This is a genomic window from Caballeronia sordidicola (assembly GCF_002220365.1).
GTDB classification, from domain to species: domain Bacteria; phylum Pseudomonadota; class Gammaproteobacteria; order Burkholderiales; family Burkholderiaceae; genus Caballeronia; species Caballeronia sordidicola_C.
Genome location: NZ_MTHB01000083.1, coordinates 1 through 17987, shown reverse-complemented (window position 1 = coordinate 17987; position 17987 = coordinate 1). Strand labels below are relative to the sequence as shown.

Genomic DNA, 17987 nt, shown 5'->3' with positions numbered 1-17987 from the left:
CCGGGCGGTGTTTGCGCGCGAGGAACTCTTCAGTTTCCTGCAGCGAACGGCGAATGATGAACAGGAACGGCACGATCAGGCAGCCGATGATGAACGGCACGCGCCATCCCCACGACGTCATCTGATCGGGCGGCAAGAGCCGGCTCATGCCCACGCCGATCAGCGCGGCAAACACCACGGCCACTTGTTGGCTACCCGACTGCCATGAGCAATAAAAGCCCTTGTTGCCCTTGGTCGCGATCTCGGAGAGATACACCGAGACGCCGCCGAGTTCCACGCCGGCCGAGAAGCCTTGCAGCAGACGCCCGAGCAACACAATGATCGGCGCTGCTATGCCGATGGTCGCGTACCCCGGAATCACCGCGACCAGCAAGGTGCCAACGGCCATCATGGCCAGCGTGAGGATCAGGCCCTTGCGTCGCCCGTGATGATCGATATACGCGCCGAGCACGATTGCACCGATCGGCCGCATCAGGAAGCCGGCGCCGAATACCGACAACGCAAGCATCAGCGACGCGAATTCGTTACCGCTCGGAAAGTACGTCTTGGCAATGGCCGAAGCGTAATAGCCGTAGACCATGAAGTCGTACATTTCGAGGAAATTGCCGCTGACAACGCGGAACACCGACTTCGCCTTCGACTCGTTCGCAGGCGTTGCATGTGACGGGCTGGACATGGCTATCTCTAAAAACAGTGGCCGGATCCAGCAGCTGACGCGCCGTGAATCGACCGGATGTTGACGACGACCCGGTAGCACTGCACCGGATGCCTGTGTAAGCTTCGCCGTGCTCACACCGGCGAAAAATGCTCAAAACGATGCGAAAGCGCGCCCGATAACCGCAAACAAGGGTTAACGTTAGCAACGCTAAAATCATGCACGTCGCCAATGTTACAGCGGGAAAGTGAAATCCGCCTATTCGGAACATCGCGCATGTATGGAAAAACACCTTAAATTTTCATTACCAATGTCTATCGATAAGCCACCATTTTCTGACCCGTCAAGGCCCTTCGTGCTACGGCTGGCCGCGTCTGCCGATGCAAAACTCATCGCCGCCATGCACGCGCAAAGTTGGGCGTCGGCGTATCGCGGAATCTTGCCGGACGATTTTCTCGATCGAGAGATGTCAGCTGAACGAGAAACGCACTGGAACACACGATTCGAAGAGCTGGCTGAGGGCGCGGGCGAGGTATTGATCGCGATACAAGATGATCGGCCGATTGGTTTCGTTTGCCTGGTTGCACCCGATGAAAACGGCAGCGTACTCGTGGACAATCTGCACGCGCTACCGGGTGCCAAAGGCAGCGGATTGGGCACTGCAATGCTCACCGTTGCCGCGCAATGGGCTCGAGACCGTGGCGCGACCAGCCTGCATTTGTTGGTCCTGGAGCCTAATGTCGCGGCTATTGGTTTCTATGAGTCTCGCGGATGGCGACTGGCTGGCCGCGAAAACGACACGATGGGCGGCATTGATATCGTCGCGCTGCGTTATGTCCTGCCGATCGGCTGACGCCCTGACGTCTTTTTTTGCCTTCGACGATGGATCGTCGTAATCTCGTTCAACGCCTGTACGCCGCCTGCAAAAGCACGCATCCACGGAGTCAGGCGTCGTGCGCTGAAACGTCCGTCGCGTCCGTGTCGGATCAGCAATTTTTTTCACTCCGAACCCCTCTTATTCGAGGAACTAAGAAGGTTCTGAGCGACGCCCAAGCGGGCGCTGGGTATCATCGAGGGCTGTTCTGTGGCGGGTCCGGGCAAGGTAAATTATTTGACACCTTTGCAGCAGCAACCGGGCGACGTCCACACGGCTGCCCCGCTTGTTCGTTGAGCAGTCCTGACGCCCGCTTTCGGAAATGAGAAAAAGATGAATGCTCCTATGGTCGTTGTACAAGGCGATCTGCTTCTGCCGACGCTGTTCCCGCTTGCCGGTATGCCCAACGCCGTTTATGGCGAAGAGTGGACGTTAACTGGCACACGTCCGGCCCTGACTGAATATGAAATACCGTTTTACGCGGCTCGTTTTCTCACGGCATATATCAGCGCACTTTCTCTTCGCAACGACCGTTTCCCGTATACGCCAGCCAGCCTCTGGGGCAAGTTCAAACGCAATGACGAAGTCAATCACGCCGAGAAAGGCGTTGGTGTTCCCGAGGTTCATGTCGACGCAGAACCGCAAGTCGCCGAGCCGGCGCCCTTCGCATTCGAGCCATTCACCGCGCCCGACGACCGGTATGTGAAAACACCGGCAGCTTCGGCTACAGCTAATCACGATCATCGCAAGCAGCTCGCTGGCGGCGCGATTGCGCTGGCATGCGCTGCGTTTATTGCGTGGGCATTGTTTGGTACGAAAATCGGCCATCAGGATGCCGAAACGCAAAAGCCCAAGGTCATGTTGAGCGCTATCCCAGCCATCAAGCCGACATCTGATTCTGAACCGGTTCATGCATCCGGTGCGTCGAGCGCAACGGTGGTGGTTGCTTCGGCTTCGCCTTCGACGGGGGCTTCGACTGCGGCGGTTGTTACGACTTCGCCCAGCGCTTCGGCTTCGACGGCGGCAAAGACCGCGGCTTCAGTGGCGGACTCTGCCGCTCGCTCGACCACCGCCGCGATTCCAGCTTTACCTGCGGTGCAAAAACCTGTCGATTTCAGTAGCGCCAACGGCAACAGCAGGCCTCCGGTCAGCACGGCTGCGAGTATGAGCATCAAGGCCGGTGATGGTCGCACCACCGCGCCGAATACCGTGTCGGAACGCGCAACCAAAGCGCGGAGCGTTGCGCAAGCTCTGGAACGCCATGGCGCGAAAGCCAAGGCGAAGAGCAAGCGCGATGCGCATCGGTACGAGGTGATGCATCGGCGGCATGGCCATGGATATCAGGGCGAGCCGGTTTATCGCAGCACCGGGCATGAAGCTCCCCTCACCTCGCCGGGCCGCCGTACGCTCACACGCGACGACACGCGCTCAAATACGGCAAGCTCATCGCTTAGCGTCACCGATATGTACAACATGCTCGCGCACTCCGCCGTGCTCGATGACAACAGCGGCGCGTCCCGCCAGCCAGCTCGCGCAACGCCCAGGGCAGCGGCAGGGTCGCCTTCAGCCCGCTCTAGCGCCAGCGACGCGCCCAGCTGGAATTCCGACTTGAGCCAACGCCGCGTCACTGACGCGCCCTCGCAATTTTCCAAGTGAACGGCATCCCTCATGGCAGCACCGTGCAACGCGTTTTCCACCTTCGCGCCGCATGATGTGTCGATAGTCGGAAGCCGAAACTTACTTAATTTTGAAGCCTCGCCCTATGAAGCACGCCTCCCTCTCCACCCTTCTGAACGCGCTATTCGTTGCTGTAATCGCGCTTGGCTCATCGGTTGCGATGGCTTATCAGCCCGTCGGCACGCTGCTCTCGGCAACCGGCCCCGCCGATCCTATTCGGCAACCTACCGCCAACGGTTCCATGGACGATTTTCAGGATGCCTCCGACGCTGCGTCGAACGCCCAGACACCGGGCAATGTGTCGGAACTCATGCAGATGATCCAGGCCCACAAGTTGACTGAATTGCGCATCACGTACAACGGCAACTATGGCGCGGCGCTGTTTTTCTATCCACAAGACATGGTGTATTACGTCGCGCTGTTCCAGGACAAGAATTTCTGGCGCGTCGTGAAATCGCAGGACGACGCGCGCGCTGAAACGGTGTATGCCCAGTTCGCCCGCAAGAGCTACGCGCTCGCCGAGGGTGAGATCAAACGCACGCAGTTGCAGGCGCAAAAGGCGCTGCTCGAGCGCGTCATTGCGGTCTCGAATGATCGGGCACAGCGCCTGACCACCGATCTTTCCATTGCACGGGCGCAGGAAAGCGAAGTGTCGCAACGTCAGCAACAGATGCAGGTGGAATCGGCGGCATTGCTGAACGAGAAATCCGCCGCCGAGCGCAAGTTGCTCATGTTGCAGCGGCAAGTTCAGCAACTTCAGGATCAGAGTGAAGCGGGACTCGTTCAGTAACGCTCAAGTTTGATCCAGGCGACCACGTAGCGACAAAAAGGCCGTTCCAACTTTCACGTTGGAACGGCCTTTTTGTCGTCAATCTAAAGAGGCTCGCTACGAGCCCTCACTACTCGCTGTTCAACCCACGTACACCTAGAAACGCGTCTCGCGTGCCACGCGCAGGAAGGTATCGAGTAAAGGCGTGCAATCGAGCAACTCGTCGCCGCCCGCGCGATGGAACTCCGGGTGCCATTGCACGCCCATCACGAACGGTGCACGCCGATAACGCACCGCTTCAATAATGCCGTCGTGCGCCGATACAGCCTCGATGTTCAGGTCACGGCCGATCGTCTTCACCGCCTGATGGTGGATCGAGTTGACGAGCGCTTCGCGGTGGCCCGGAAACATGTTGACGAGCGTGGAGCCATCGGGGAAACGAATTGGGTGGCGATGCTGATCGTATTGCTCGTTCACATGCACGCCGGCCGTGGGGACATCGGTCGCAATGTCCTGGTAAAGCGTTCCGCCAAACGCGACATTGATCAGCTGGCAACCACGGCACACACCCAGCACGGGCTTGCCCGCCTCAATGAATTCATGCAGCAACTCCAGCTCGTACATGTCCCGTACGCGATCGCCGGGCCATTCGTGACGCGTGGCCGCTTCCGTATAGGATTGCGGCGACACGTCAGCGCCACCTTGCAGCAGCAGGCCATCCAGCTGTTTCGCGTAGTCGCGCAACCGGATGTTGCTCGGATGCAGCATGCCCTGATGGCCCACCGTCGGAATCATGAAGACGAGCACGTCGCGCGACATCACCCAATGCGCAATCGATTCCTCCAGATACTGCAGCGTCTTGCCGCGCAGTCCTTTGGCACCCGGTTCAGGATGGAAAATCCGCGCCGACACGCCAATTCTCAATGTCCTCTGCGTGATCCGCTGGCCGGCACGATCGAAGATCTGACGCGCACGCGCCTTGATCACGCGGCCGAACACCGACCAGGCGGAATCGCTGTTACGCAGATACGCTGGCGGCGCGTTCGGATTCGGTGAGTCGGGCGGAATGGGCGGCGGGCGGAATGTGCCGAAATCCGGTGCGGTAGTAAATTCAGGCGGCAAGCTGGAAGCCGGCCTCGGAGCTACGCTTTCTGTCGCGGTCGCGGCTTCGGCGGCTTGCGCCTCGGTGGCATTTTCAAGCTCCGCCGCGAGACTGGCTTGTGCTTGCGTCGCGGTCTCGACCTCCGCTGCAAGACTCGACTTTGCATCGAGCGTTGTGTTCGCAGCAGATGCGGACGTGAGCGCTCCCTGCGGCGAAGGCAATGTCGACTTCGCTGCCAATGCGCGGGCCTCGGCCGCATCGTCACGTTGCGCTTTGGCGGTATCGACGGGTTCTACCGTCGACGCGCTGTCGGGTGCATCCGTCGACGCCCGTTCAGCCGCCGTCTCTTTCGGACTAGCCTGCGCGGCGGCAGCGGGGATATCTGAGCTCTTTGGGGATGACGCGGGAGGGACCGCCGGCGTATGACCGCCCGGGATGCAACCCGAAGAATCCGCTCCGGGAGAACCCGTGCCGGGCGTGCCCGGCGCTATCGACTCATTTGACTCGTTCGACTTGTTTTCGCTCATTCCAATATAGGCGCGAGGCGCTGTGAGAATGGTCAGAGTTTAATTATCCGCCTCTGGTCCGGGGGCGGCAAACCATCAAACAATTGCTCACATTATCGGGGAAAACAAAGGTTTCATGCTCAAGGATGATCCCTCGGCTCTTCAAATGTTTCTCGCAGCGCGATCTGCATGGTTGCATGGATCTTCACGCACCAGCGCCACAATACCGTAAGCAACAACGCAGCGCAGACGAGCACCGCGATCATCAAGCCGAACGGCGGCAGGATGCCGCCCGAAAGCACCGTCACCAGCAGGAAAACACCGAACATCGCGAGAATCGGAATCAGTCCGGAAATGGCCGATCGTAATGTCCGGGTGAAACGCCCGGCCTTCGCGGGCTGCACGCTCACTTCGGCGAGCATCAGTGCGAGCGACCCTAGTTTGCGATACACCGCAACCAGGAACGGCATGGACAACAGCAAGGCCGCGCTCCAGAGCGCGACACGCTGGGCGTCGTTGGTGGGCAGCCAGCTCGACAGATATTCGGTGGCAAACGGCGCCGCGTAAGACGCTGCGAGGAAGATGGCGGCCACCAGCGCGAGATTCACCGCGATCTGCACCACGATCCGGCGCGTCATGCTGAACAGCGTTGGGCCGCCGGTATCGGGCGAAAGGCTCGCGAGCCATTGTGAATACAGGCCGAAGGTGTTCGCAACGGGCACGGGCATCGAGCGGGCGATGCGGCGCGTGATCGGATCGGCGGCCTTGATCAGATAAGGCGTGAACAACGTGGTCAACGCGGAAACCGCGACGGCGATCGGATACAGGAAGCTGCTGGTCACCTTCAGCGACAACCCCAGTGACGCGATGATGAACGAGAACTCGCCGATCTGCGCCACGCTCATGCCTACGCGCATCGACGTGCGGCCGTCCCTGCCTGCCAGGAAGGTGCCGAGCCCGCACGACACGATCTTGCCGAACACGACCGCGACTGTGATGACCGCGATCGGCCACCAGTAATCCACGAGCACCGCGGGGTTCAGCATCAGGCCGATGGTCACAAAGAAAATGGCGGAGAACATGTCGCGAACCGGCGCGATCAGGTGTTCGATGCGCTGAAGATTGCGCGATTCGGCCATGATCGCGCCGATCAGGAAGGCCCCAAGTGCAATGCTGTAGTCGAGCTTCACGACCAGCAGGCAGAAGCCGAAACAAAAGCCAAGCACGGTCACGAGCAACATTTCGTCGCTCTTGGCCTTTGCCACATAGTCGAGCGCGCGCGGCACGATCAGGATGCCGACCACCATCGACACGGTCATGAACAGCAGCAATTTGCCCAGCGTGACAAACGCCACGCCTGCCGAGACGGAGCCCGTCTGCGCAATCCCCGAGAGCAGCACAAGCATGGCTATGGCCAGAATGTCCTCGACAATCAAAATGCCGAAGATCAGTTGCGCGAACGGCTCGCCCTTCATGCCGAGTTCGGAGAGCGCCTTGACGATGATCGTTGTGGACGAGATGGCGAGCATGGCGCCGAGGAACAGCGAATCCATTGCGTTCCAGCCGAACCACTGCCCGATTTCATAGCCGATCCAGATCATCAGCACGATCTCGGACGCCGCGGCCACGAACGCCGTTGCGCCGACCTTGAACAGCTTCTTCAGGCTGAATTCGAGCCCGAGCGAAAACATCAGGAATACCACGCCAAGTTCGCCGAGCGTCTGGATGGTGGCTTCGTCGTGGATAAGCTGGAACGGCGGCGTGTACGGCCCGATAATCACGCCCGCCACGATGTACCCCAAAACAACCGGCTGCTTCAGACGGTGAAATAACACCGTGACGACGCCCGCAATCGCCATGATTACCGCTAGATCCTGAATGAAGCCGATCGCGTGATGCATCCACAAATCCTTACAAAAAGCACACAGGGACGCTGATAGTACCGCAATGGTTTTCTACATTGGTGACTGAAACGGTCAGGCGAGGGGGAAAACGAGAGGCGCCACCGGACTGGGCTGATGGCGGTATTGCTACCGTGGTCGCCGGGCATACGATGCCAGGGCCACATTCCGGCCTGATACGGGATCAGGCCGGTCTCGGACAAACGCCTTAGACCGCTGCTTCGTCTTCTTCGCCCGTGCGAATGCGGATAACGCGTTCGACTTCGGTCACGAAGATCTTGCCGTCGCCGATCTTGCCGGTGCGAGCCGCACCAATGATTGCGTCGATGACCTGATCCGTCTGTGAGTCGGCCACGACCACTTCGATCTTCACCTTCGGCAGGAAATCGACCACGTATTCCGCCCCGCGATACAGTTCCGTGTGGCCCTTCTGCCGCCCGAAGCCCTTGACCTCGGTGACTGTCAGACCGGTCAGCCCGGCGCCGGCGAGTGCTTCTCGGACTTCGTCGAGCTTGAACGGTTTGATGACTGCGGTGATGCGTTTCATGGCGCGCCTCTTGGAAAATTATGCGGATAAACGAGAAAAACGGAGTTAGGAATCGATGTATTGATTCTAGCTGCGTTTTTCATAGTTAACCGCAGAGATCTCGCGCCATAGCACCGGGATCACGTCGTTATCGGCGCATTTACGCGCAGATATGGTGCAAACGCCTCAATCCACCGGAATATTCTTCAAATCGTTCATCCAGACGACCGATTCCGAGTCGCTCGGTGCCCGCCAATCGCCCCGAGGCGACAACGAACCGCCGGTCCCTACTTTTGGCGCATTCGGCACGCAAGACCGCTTGAACTGACTGGTCCGGAAAAACCGGTCGAGGAAGATACCCAGGTTGTGCTTGATGGCCGGCAACGCATATTCGTTTCGCGCGACGTGCGCGCCTTCGGGCCAGTCGCCCGCGTCGCGGTCCTTCCAGGCGGTGTAAGCCAGGAACGCCACTTTCGTGGGTGCGAAACCGAAGCGCAACGTGTAATACAGGTTGAAATCCTGCAGCTCGTACGGTCCGATCACGCTCTCCGTTTTTTGTTCCGGATTGCCGGTTGATTTGCCGGGAACGAGTTCCGGGCTGATGTCGGTATTCAGGATGTTGACCAGGACATCCGAACCCGAGTTACCAATCTGCCCGGTTTCCGCGACCCACCGGACCAGATGCGTGATCAGCGTTTTCGGAACGCTGGCGTTGACGTTGTAGTGCGACATGTGATCGCCCACGCCGTACGTGCACCAGCCAAGCGCGAGTTCGCTCAGGTCGCCCGTGCCGACCACGATAGCGCCCTTGAAGTTCGCGAGCCGGAACAAATGATTCGTGCGCTCGCCTGCCTGCACGTTCTCGAACGTGATGTCGTATTCCTCTTTGCCCGACGCATACGGGTGGCCGAGATCCTTCAGCATCTGCTCGCAACTTGGCCGGATGTCGATCTCGCTCGCCGAACACCCGACGATCTCCATCAGTTGACGCGCCTGCAGGAGCGTCCGGTCGCTCGTGGCGAATCCGGGCATGGTCACGCCGAGAATATTCGTGCGCGGCAGCTTCAGGCGGTCCATGGCCTTCGCGCAGACAAGCAGCGCGTGGGTAGAATCCAGGCCGCCCGAAATGCCGATCACGACCTTCGATATGCCGCTAGCCGAGAGCCGTTGCACCAGCGCCTGCACCTGGATGTTGTAGACCTCGTTGCAGCGTTCGTCGCGGCGCTTCGGATCGGACGGAACGTAGGGGAATCGTTCCACGACGCGGTCCAACGGCAATGCGCGGTTGACCGGCAGATCGAGATTGAAGCGCACTGTTTCGAACTTCGATACTTCGTCGGCATGCCGGCGCACCGACTGGCCGAAGGTGGTCTGGCGCATACGCTCACGCGACAGCCGTTCGAGATCGACATCGGCGAAAACAAGATGGGAGGTGTCCAGGAAACGCTCGGACTCGGCGAGCAGCTCGCCGTTTTCGTAGATCACCGCCTGTCCGTCCCAGGCCAGGTCGGTTGTGGACTCCCCCCTTCCCGCCGATGTGTACAAATAAGCCGAAAGGCACCGGGCGGACTGCTGACCCACCAGTTGATGGCGGTAGCTCGCCTTGCCGACCACCACGTTCGACGCCGACAGGTTCACCAGCACCGTCGCGCCTGCCAGCGCTGCGAATGACGAAGGAGGCACCGGCACCCAGACGTCCTCGCAGATTTCCACGTGGAAGCGGAACAGCGGCATGTTGGCAATTTCGAACAGCAGCGCCGATCCGAACGGCACTTCGGTACCCAGCAACGTGACGCGATCCGTCGACGCGTTCTCGGCCGCACTGAACTGGCGCGCTTCGTAGAACTCGCCGTAGTTCGGCAGATAACTCTTCGGCACGATGCCTTGAACCTGTCCACCCGCGACCACCACGGCGCAGTTGAAGAGCGTATGGTCGACGCGCAGCGGCATGCCCACGATCATCGTGATGGAGAGGTTCTTCGATGCCGCCACGACCGACGCAAGCGCCTCTTCGCAGGCATCGAGCAAGGCCCGCTGGTGGAACAGGTCGTCGCAGGTGTAGGCCGGAAGCCCGAGCTCCGGGAACGCGACCAGCACCGCACCGTTCGCCGCCGCCTGCTTCGCCAGCTCGATGGTTTCGGCTGCGTTGAACGCGGGATCAGCAACACGGCAACGGGGCACGCCTACCGCCACGCGAGCGAAATCATGGCTGTAGAGATTGAAGAATCGGTTTTTCATCTTGAGCTTGTCCATACGATGCCCCGCATTCGGGGATCCTGTTCCGGCGCATAACGGGTTAAGGGCGGGTTAAGCGTTACCGCTGTGAAAGCGAAAGCATTTCGACATGATGATAAGTCGAGTTGCAGTTTCCGGGCGTGTATTGGATCAGGTGTTAGCCATTCGGCCAGGTTTCGAGCGCGTCGGACTCCCGGCCCTACGTCTTCTTTCGAAAAGGCGTATGCGCTTCCAGCTCCTGGATATGCTGGTCCATCGCCGCCGTTTCTTCGTCGAGGAATTCACTGATCGCGTGTGCAAACCGCGGGTCCGCGACCCAATGCGCGGACCACGTGGGCGTAGGCAACATGCCGCGCGACATCTTGTGCACGCCCTGTGCGCCGCCTTCGAAACGGGCAAGCCGGTTCTCGATGCAATACTGGATTCCCTGCATGTAGCAGGTTTCGAAATGCAGTCCCGAGATGAATTCCTTCGTGCCCCAGTAGCGGCCGAACATCACGTCGCCGCCGATCATGTTCAGCGCGCACGCGAGCCTTTGGCCGTCCGCTTCGGCGATCACGAGCAAGATGCTGCCGGGCGCGGCGGCGTGGATCTGGCCGAAGAATTCGCGCGACAAATACGGCGGATTCCAGTGCTCGCGATAGGTATTTTCATAGCAGGCGTAGAAGAAATCGAGCGCTGCCTCGTCTATTTCCGCGCCGCGCAGCCACGTATAGGTGACGCCGGCATCAACTACGCGCCGACGATCCTGCTTCACTTTCTTGCGCTTGTCGTGGCTCATGGTCGCGAGGAACGCGTCGAAGCTGTCGTAGCCACCGGGTGCATTCTCCCAGTGAAACTGGACGCCTTCGCGCAGCATGTAGCCGGCTTCGGTCAGCGCTTCGAGATCCTGCTCTTGCGGAAACAGTACGTGCAGTGAAGACAGTTCCAATTGCTTGGTCAACTCGATCGCGCCGCGCGCGAGCATCACGCGCTCCTCGTGCGTGGCGGCGATCAGGCGCGGCCCGGTCACCGGCGAAAACGGCACCGCCGATAGTCCCTTCGGATAGTACTTGAGGCCATTTCGCTCGAAGGCGTCGGCCCAGGCGTGATCGAAGACGTACTCCCCTCGCGAATGTTTCTTGAGGTAGAGCGGCATGGCGCCAGTCAGCTTGCCGTCCCGCTTGAGCAGCAGGAAATGCGGTCGCCAGCCGGTGCGCGCCACCGCGCAACCGGTGTCCTGCAACGCTGACAGGAATTCGTGCCGGACGAACGGATTGTCACCGGCGAGACGATTCCATTCGTCCGGGGTCACGGAATCGAGCGAATCGACCACATGTATTTCGACCTTGCGGTTCAACAGGCTTACCTCGCTTCGGGCGTGTTTGGAGCGTGTTCGGGCTGAGTGCCGGGCGCTTGGTGCAGCGCGGAACAGTTATTCTCGCCGAAGTCGCGGGATTTTGTCTGAGCGGGCTCCAGGGCCGAGGCTTGAGGGATAATGCGCGGCATTGCGGCTTTCGCCTTTTTCGCTCTTTTTGCCTTTCTCCATGCCCTGGTTCCTGTACCTCATCGAATGCGCCGACGGCAGTCTCTATACAGGGATTGCAACCGATGTCGACGCGCGGTTCGCCAAGCATGTCAGTGGCGATGGCGCCAGATATACCCGATCGCGCAAGCCCTTAGCCGTGCGCGCGTCGTTTGAGTTGAGTGGCCGGGCGGAAGCATCGCGAGCCGAATATTGGGTGAAGCGGTTGACGGTCGCGCGGAAATGGCAGTTGGTACGGGGAGATCTGGCATTGGCGGCAGTCATGCCGGCCGCGCAAGTGGAAGCCGATTCCAGCACGATTGCCGACCCGGACGAAGCCGGCGAACTCACTAAAGTAGAAGATCGATAACAATGCAATGACCATGCGGCTCACGCGAAATGCTCCGGTGCGTTAAAACGCCGCCGCAATCGAGATCGCTGGCTCACCAACAGCTCCCATAGAAAAGGCCGCCCGGCCTCGCCTTTTCAGGGCAAGACCGGGCGGCCTTTTGACGATCTTCGCCTTTGCCAGCTTACTTCTTGAAGTTAGCCACGCCTTCCGTGATTTCCTTGTGGGCCGCTTCCACGCCCTGCCAACCTTCGACCTTCACCCACTTGCCCTTCTCCAGCGCCTTGTAGTGCTCAAAGAAATGCTTGATCTGGTCCTTCAGATACTCGGGCACGTCATCTACCGTCTTCATGTGCGCCGTCATCGGGCAGATCTTGTCGTGGGCGACCGCGACCAGCTTCGCGTCGACACCCGATTCATCGGTCATCTGCAGCATGCCCAATGCGCGTGCCCGAACTACCGAGCCAGCCAGCAACGGGAACGGCGTGATCACCAGGACATCGACCGGATCGCCGTCGCCGGAAAGCGTCTGCGGAATGAAACCGTAGTTCGCCGGGTAACGCATGCCCGTCCCAATGAAACGGTCGACCACGAGCAGGCCCATGTCCTTGTCCGCTTCGTACTTCACCGGATCGCTTTGCGCCGGGATCTCGATGATTACATTGAAATCCTGCGGAAGATCCTTGCCTGCTGGTACGTTGTTAAAGCTCATGTGCACTCTCTTCAAAGTGGAAATTCGGTGTCGGAGATAAACGCATTCGATACGCGCTAACGTCACGTTTTGCTGCATTGCGACAATACACGTGGAGCGCGAATGTCCGGACTGCAACGCTGCACTCAGGCTGTACGTCCGCCCATGAAACAGCGCAATTACGTCATTATAGCCAATCGGGATGTGCGTCCCGGTGTGAACGGTACGCGAGGAAATCGGTGCAGAATAGCCTGTCGGCCATGTGATCGGTAACACCAATGATGTGTAATTGAAGCACTGTTCAATCGAATGAAGCGACAGTAGGTCGCCCCCGAAAATAGCCACGGAGACAGGAGTCAGGCATGGAAGAGGCAAAGCATTTCATCGGCAACCAGTGGGTCACGACGGCAAGCCACGAGACCATTCCCGTCATCGATCCCTCCGACGGCCAGGTCTTCGCGCAACTCGCGCGCGGCAACGCGGCCGATATCGACCGCGCCGTACAGGCCGCGCGCCACGCTTACGAAGGCCCGTGGGGCCACGCGAGCGCCGCCGATCGTGGACGCGTGCTTTACAGGCTATCGATGATCATCGCCGCCCATCAGGACGAACTGGCGCACCTCGAAGCGCGAGACACCGGCAAACCTCTGAAGCAAGCTCACGCGGACGCGGCCGGCATAGCGCGGTATTTCGAGTTCTACGCAGGCGCCGCCGACAAGCTCCACGGCGAAACACTGCCCTATCAAACCGGCTACACCGTCCTCACCATCCGCGAACCACACGGCGTGACCGGGCATATCGTGCCCTGGAACTACCCGCTGCAGATCTTCGGCCGCAGCGTCGGCGCGGCGCTCGCGGCCGGCAACGCGTGCGTGGTGAAGCCGGCCGAAGACGCGTGTTTATCGATACTGCGCATTGCCGAACTCGCCGCCGAAGCGGGCTTGCCGGAAGGCGCGCTGAATATTGTCACGGGTTATGGATACGAAGCCGGCGCGGCGCTCGCGCGGCATCCGGGCATCGATCACATCTCGTTCACGGGGTCGCCGGCAACGGGCGCGGCGGTGGTCAAGATGGCCGCCGATAACCACGTGCCCGTCACGCTCGAACTCGGCGGCAAATCGCCGCAGATCGTTTTCGCCGATGCCGACTTCGACGCCGCGCTGCCCGTGCTCGTCTCGGCAATCGTGCAGAACGCGGGGCAGACGTGCTCGGCGGGCAGCCGCGTGCTGATCGAGCGATCAGCGTATGAGCCTTTGCTCGAGCGTTTATCGGAGGCGTTCAGCGCGTTGAAGGTTGGTCCGAGCAAGCTCGATCTCGATTGCGGTCCGCTGATCAGCGCGAAGCAGCAGCAACGCGTGTGGGATTTTCTCTCCGATGCCCAACACGACGGCATCGCGATGGCCGCCCACGGTGAAGTGATTGCCGAAGCGCCGGAAGCGGGCTTTTACCAGGCGCCTACGCTCTTGCGCGACGTCCCGCCGGCGCACCGTCTCGCACGCGAAGAAGTGTTCGGTCCGGTGCTCTGTGCAATGCCTTTCGATGACGAAGCCGACGCGCTGAAGCTTGCCAACGGTACAGACTTCGGCCTGGTCGCCGGCATCTGGACACGCGATGGCGGCCGGCAGATGCGCATTGCCCGCAAGGTTCGCTCGGGGCAAGTGTTCATCAACAACTACGGCGCGGGCGGTGGCGTGGAGCTTCCGTTTGGGGGCGTCAAACATTCGGGCCATGGCCGCGAAAAAGGCTTCGAAGCGCTGTATGGCTTCACGGTGCTTAAAACCATCGCCATCAAGCATGGCTAATCAGTAACCCTCTTTCATGGGACCGGAGACAACATGAGACTGCAAGGCAAAACCGCGATTGTGACCGGCGGCGGATCGGGATTCGGCGAAGGAATCGCGAAGACGTTTGCGCGTGAAGGCGCGAACGTCGTGGTGAACGACCTCAACGGGGCGTCGGCCGAGCGCGTCGCCAGCGAGATTGCGGTGAGCGGCGGCAAGGCGATCGCGGTCCCCGGCGACGTGACGAAACAAGCCGACTGGCAAACGCTCTTCGATGCCGCCATCGAAGACTTCGGCAGCGTGCAGGTCGTGGTGAACAACGCGGGCACGACGCATCGGAACAAGCCGGTGATGGAAATCACCGAAGCCGAATTCGATCGCGTTTATGCGGTGAACGTGAAAAGCATCTACTTCAGCGTCGCGCAATTCGTGCCCTACTTCCGCCAAGTCGGCGGCGGCGCGTTCATCAATATTGCATCGACCGCTGGCGTGAGGCCGCGGCCTGGTCTGATCTGGTACAACGGCAGCAAGGCGGCGGTGATTATCGCGAGCAAGGCGTTGGCGGTTGAGCTTGGGCCGGACAGGATCCGCGTCAACTGCATCAACCCGGTGATGGGCGAAACGGGTTTGCTGTCCGAGTTCATGGGCATGGAAGACACGCCTGCCAACCGTCAGAAGTTCCTCGCGACCATTCCTTTAGGCCGTCTCTCGACTCCGCAGGACATCGCGAACGCAGCCTTGTATCTTGCCTCCGATGACGCCGAGTTCATCACCGGCGTCGCGTTGGAAGTTGATGGCGGACGGTGCGTTTGATTGTTCTGATTTCGCGCTGACTGGACCCTGAAACACGCTTTTCAAGAGCCAGTGAAGAAAGGCATCCGGTGGCCGACTACGATCGCCGCCGGATGCGTCTGATCGGTGTTTTCCCCATATAAAACAGATGGTTGCGGCTTGGAGCGAGCGGCTAGAATCGGACAGCACGTTTTCCCATCGATAAAAATAGTCAGGAGACAGCATGGCCAGTACTACGGGTGAATTGCATCGACCGGGCGCGGGCGCACCGCCCTCCGCGTTCGAAGCGGCGACGTACAAGAAGGTCGCGTGGCGGCTCTCGCCGTTGCTGTTGCTTTGTTACGTGGTGGCGTATCTGGATCGTGTGAATGTGGGTTTCGCAAAGCTGCAAATGACCACCGATCTCGGCCTGAGCGATGCCGTCTATGGCTTCGGCGCGGGCATCTTTTTCTTCGGGTATTTCATCTTCGAAATTCCCAGCAACGTCATCCTGCACAAGGTCGGCGCGCGCGTGTGGATCGCGCGGATCATGATCACGTGGGGCATCATTTCCGCCCTCACGATGTTCATCACCACGCCCACCATGTTCTATGTCATGCGCTTCATTCTGGGCGTGGCCGAAGCGGGATTTTTCCCCGGCGTCATCCTGTATCTGACGTACTGGTTTCCGGCTGACCGGCGCGGACGGATGACTACATTGTTCATGACGGCGATCGCGTTATCGGGGTTGATCGGCGGCCCGGTGTCGGGCTGGATCATGAAGAACTTCGATGGCGTCAACGGCTGGCATTCATGGCAATGGCTGTTCTTGCTCGAAGGCATCCCATCGATCGTGGTCGGGATTGTTGTGTTCATCTTCATGGATGACCGGATTGCGAAAGCGAAGTGGCTGACCGCTGAGGAGCGTGAACTGCTGGAGCGCAATATCGCAAAGGACAATGTCGAGAAAGTGGATATGCCCGTGCGTGACGTGCTCAAAAGCGGCCGCGTCTGGTTGATGAGCCTGACGTACTTCTCGTTCGTGATGGGGCTTTATGGCGTGAGCTTCTGGCTGCCGACGATTATCAAGGCGACGGGCGTAAAGGATGCGCTGGACATCGGCTTGCTGTCCGCTATTCCGTTTGGTGCGGCAGTGATTGGCATGCTGCTGGTTGCGCGCAGTGCCGACAAGCGAGGCGAACGGCGGTGGCATATCGCCGTTCCCGCGGCTGTGGGGGCGTTGGGACTCGTGTTATCGGTGGTGTGGTCGACGAATACGCCTTTGGCGATGCTCGGGCTGACCTTGGCGACGATGGGAATTCTCACTACGTTGCCGCTGTTCTGGAGTTTGCCTACGGCGTTTCTCGCCGGGACGGGTGCTGCTGCCGGCATCGCGATGATTAACTCGCTGGGGAATCTGGCGGGGTTTTTGAGCCCGTATCTCGTGGGGTGGTTGAAGCAGGTGACTGCGTCCAATGCCAGCGGCATGTATATGCTCGCCGCGTTCATGGTGCTGGGTGGATTGCTCGCGTTGAGCGTGCCGAAGCGGATGGTGAATCGGTAGGGCTCGCTGGACGTCAGCGTGAACCTCAACATCCAAATCAACTACACGGAGAACTCCTGAGATCAAAAGGAGTTTTTCTTGTATCTCCTTTCAGCTGCAGTATCCAGAACCGTCCGTTGGACTGTCCGCGATTTCTCCGAGATTGCAGACGGTCTTGACCTCCAACTGATCGATTAAAAGCGCCGGTTTGTTTGCTTGGACGTAAGCAACGGTGTTTGTATCAGTATCGTTGGCCGTTACCTGGCTGCTACCCGAGCTGCTGCTACTCAAGTCGGAACTAAGTATATACACTCGCTTTCCGTCAGGGCTTGCAATGACGCCGCTAATCAGGGATTGTGAGCTCGCCACTAAAGGGATTGCCGCCAACTTCTTGATAAATAAAATTGTCTTTTTCTGCGGTATTTTAAATTCAGGAAATTACCGCTTATTTTCAAATATTCAGTTTTGGCGGATTAAAAGATGCGGTGAACCGTACGGGCCAAGGCCACGCGCGACAGACGACGAGATCGCGTAGACGCCGCCGCGGCTTCGCCGTCCTAAGGCCGCACAAAACCACCGCCGAGCCAACTAGTCTCTCGCTCCACCCTCACGCTCCACCCTCACGCCTCACGCACCGCCACAAGGCGCTCTCCGTGCTTCCGCACCAAATCAATGCATCGCGGCTAACCCCTACATTCAGCCTATCGCCCTTTCCCTGCTTCAAACCCGCTAACCATCAGTTTAAACAACTCATTGGCATACCCCTTGCAGTGTCCTGATGACTGACTCTCCGTCAGCGATATAAGAAAAATCAATCAGACACTCGCCTCCAACAAACATATCGGCAAGGGGAAAGACAATGAAACGACGCAGTCTTCTGAAGTTCGGCTCTATGTCGGGCGCGCTCGCGATCGCGGGACAATTGCCCATTTCCAAAGCACACGCCGCCGATACCGGCCCCATCAAAGTGGGCGTATTGCATTCCCTGTCCGGCACGATGGCGATTTCAGAAACGTCGCTCAAAGACACGGCGCTGATGACCATTGCGCAGATCAATGCGAGCGGCGGCGTGCTGGGTCGTCAACTGGAACCGGTAGTGGTCG

At 59.5% G+C, this 17987-nt stretch carries 15 protein-coding genes; 8 read left to right on the top strand and 7 right to left on the bottom strand.

Annotated elements, in window-relative coordinates; genetic code table 11:
- On the bottom strand, positions 1–676 hold a 676-nt coding region (locus BSU04_RS13330; protein ID WP_144021226.1), incomplete at its 3' end, for an MFS transporter.
- Between the two features lie 334 nt (positions 677–1010).
- Here BSU04_RS13330 and BSU04_RS13325 point away from each other — a divergent pair.
- From BSU04_RS13325 to BSU04_RS13315, 3 genes are all read left to right on the top strand, one after another.
- Positions 1011–1508 (top strand): GNAT family N-acetyltransferase, encoded by a 498-nt coding sequence (locus BSU04_RS13325; RefSeq protein ID WP_256982668.1) that lies wholly within the window; start codon positions 1011–1013, stop codon positions 1506–1508.
- A gap of 354 nt (positions 1509–1862) precedes the next feature.
- Positions 1863–3185 (top strand): hypothetical protein, encoded by a 1323-nt coding sequence (locus BSU04_RS13320; protein WP_089161038.1) that lies wholly within the window; start codon positions 1863–1865, stop codon positions 3183–3185.
- 106 nt (positions 3186–3291) lie between these two features.
- A complete protein-coding gene (locus BSU04_RS13315; protein ID WP_089161037.1) occupies positions 3292–3996 on the top strand; it encodes a DUF2968 domain-containing protein in 705 nt (234 codons plus the stop codon).
- Between the two features lie 135 nt (positions 3997–4131).
- On the opposite strand, the gene BSU04_RS13310 is transcribed toward BSU04_RS13315, so the two are convergent.
- The 5 genes from BSU04_RS13310 to BSU04_RS13290 all read right to left on the bottom strand — a co-directional run bounded on the left by BSU04_RS13310 (position 4132) and on the right by BSU04_RS13290 (position 11584).
- Positions 4132–5604 (bottom strand): gamma-glutamyl-gamma-aminobutyrate hydrolase family protein, encoded by a 1473-nt coding sequence (locus tag BSU04_RS13310; protein ID WP_089161036.1) that lies wholly within the window; start codon positions 5602–5604, stop codon positions 4132–4134.
- 119 nt (positions 5605–5723) lie between these two features.
- Positions 5724–7484, bottom strand: coding sequence for a cation:proton antiporter (locus tag BSU04_RS13305; RefSeq protein WP_089161035.1), 1761 nt, complete (start codon positions 7482–7484; stop codon positions 5724–5726).
- Positions 7485–7692: 208 nt separating this feature from the next.
- On the bottom strand, positions 7693–8031 hold the full coding sequence (locus tag BSU04_RS13300; protein ID WP_089161034.1) for a P-II family nitrogen regulator: 339 nt from the start codon (positions 8029–8031) through the stop codon (positions 7693–7695).
- Positions 8032–8196: 165 nt separating this feature from the next.
- Positions 8197–10248, bottom strand: coding sequence for an NAD(+) synthase (locus BSU04_RS13295; protein WP_089161040.1), 2052 nt, complete (start codon positions 10246–10248; stop codon positions 8197–8199).
- 196 nt (positions 10249–10444) lie between these two features.
- Complete coding sequence (locus BSU04_RS13290) at positions 10445–11584, bottom strand: GNAT family N-acetyltransferase (RefSeq protein WP_089161033.1); 1140 nt, start codon at positions 11582–11584, stop codon at positions 10445–10447.
- 187 nt (positions 11585–11771) lie between these two features.
- Between BSU04_RS13290 and BSU04_RS13285 the strand changes: the two genes are divergently transcribed.
- Positions 11772–12119 (top strand): GIY-YIG nuclease family protein, encoded by a 348-nt coding sequence (locus tag BSU04_RS13285; RefSeq protein WP_089161032.1) that lies wholly within the window; start codon positions 11772–11774, stop codon positions 12117–12119.
- A gap of 163 nt (positions 12120–12282) precedes the next feature.
- Here the strand turns inward: BSU04_RS13285 and ppa are convergent, their stop codons facing one another.
- The gene (gene ppa / locus BSU04_RS13280) at positions 12283–12810 is read right to left on the bottom strand and encodes an inorganic diphosphatase (RefSeq protein WP_047844889.1); all 528 of its coding nucleotides are present in this window, start codon (positions 12808–12810) and stop codon (positions 12283–12285) included.
- A 341-nt stretch (positions 12811–13151) separates the two neighbouring features.
- On the opposite strand from ppa, the gene BSU04_RS13275 reads away from it, so the two are divergent.
- From BSU04_RS13275 to BSU04_RS13260, 4 genes are all read left to right on the top strand, one after another.
- Entirely contained in the window at positions 13152–14591 is a 1440-nt protein-coding gene (locus BSU04_RS13275; protein WP_089161031.1) for an aldehyde dehydrogenase family protein, read from the top strand.
- A 33-nt stretch (positions 14592–14624) separates the two neighbouring features.
- The gene (locus tag BSU04_RS13270; RefSeq protein WP_089161030.1) at positions 14625–15383 is read left to right on the top strand and encodes an SDR family oxidoreductase; all 759 of its coding nucleotides are present in this window, start codon (positions 14625–14627) and stop codon (positions 15381–15383) included.
- A gap of 202 nt (positions 15384–15585) precedes the next feature.
- The gene (locus tag BSU04_RS13265; RefSeq protein ID WP_089161029.1) at positions 15586–16905 is read left to right on the top strand and encodes an MFS transporter; all 1320 of its coding nucleotides are present in this window, start codon (positions 15586–15588) and stop codon (positions 16903–16905) included.
- Positions 16906–17743: 838 nt separating this feature from the next.
- On the top strand, positions 17744–17987 hold a 244-nt coding region (locus tag BSU04_RS13260), incomplete at its 3' end, for a transporter substrate-binding protein (RefSeq protein ID WP_179258309.1).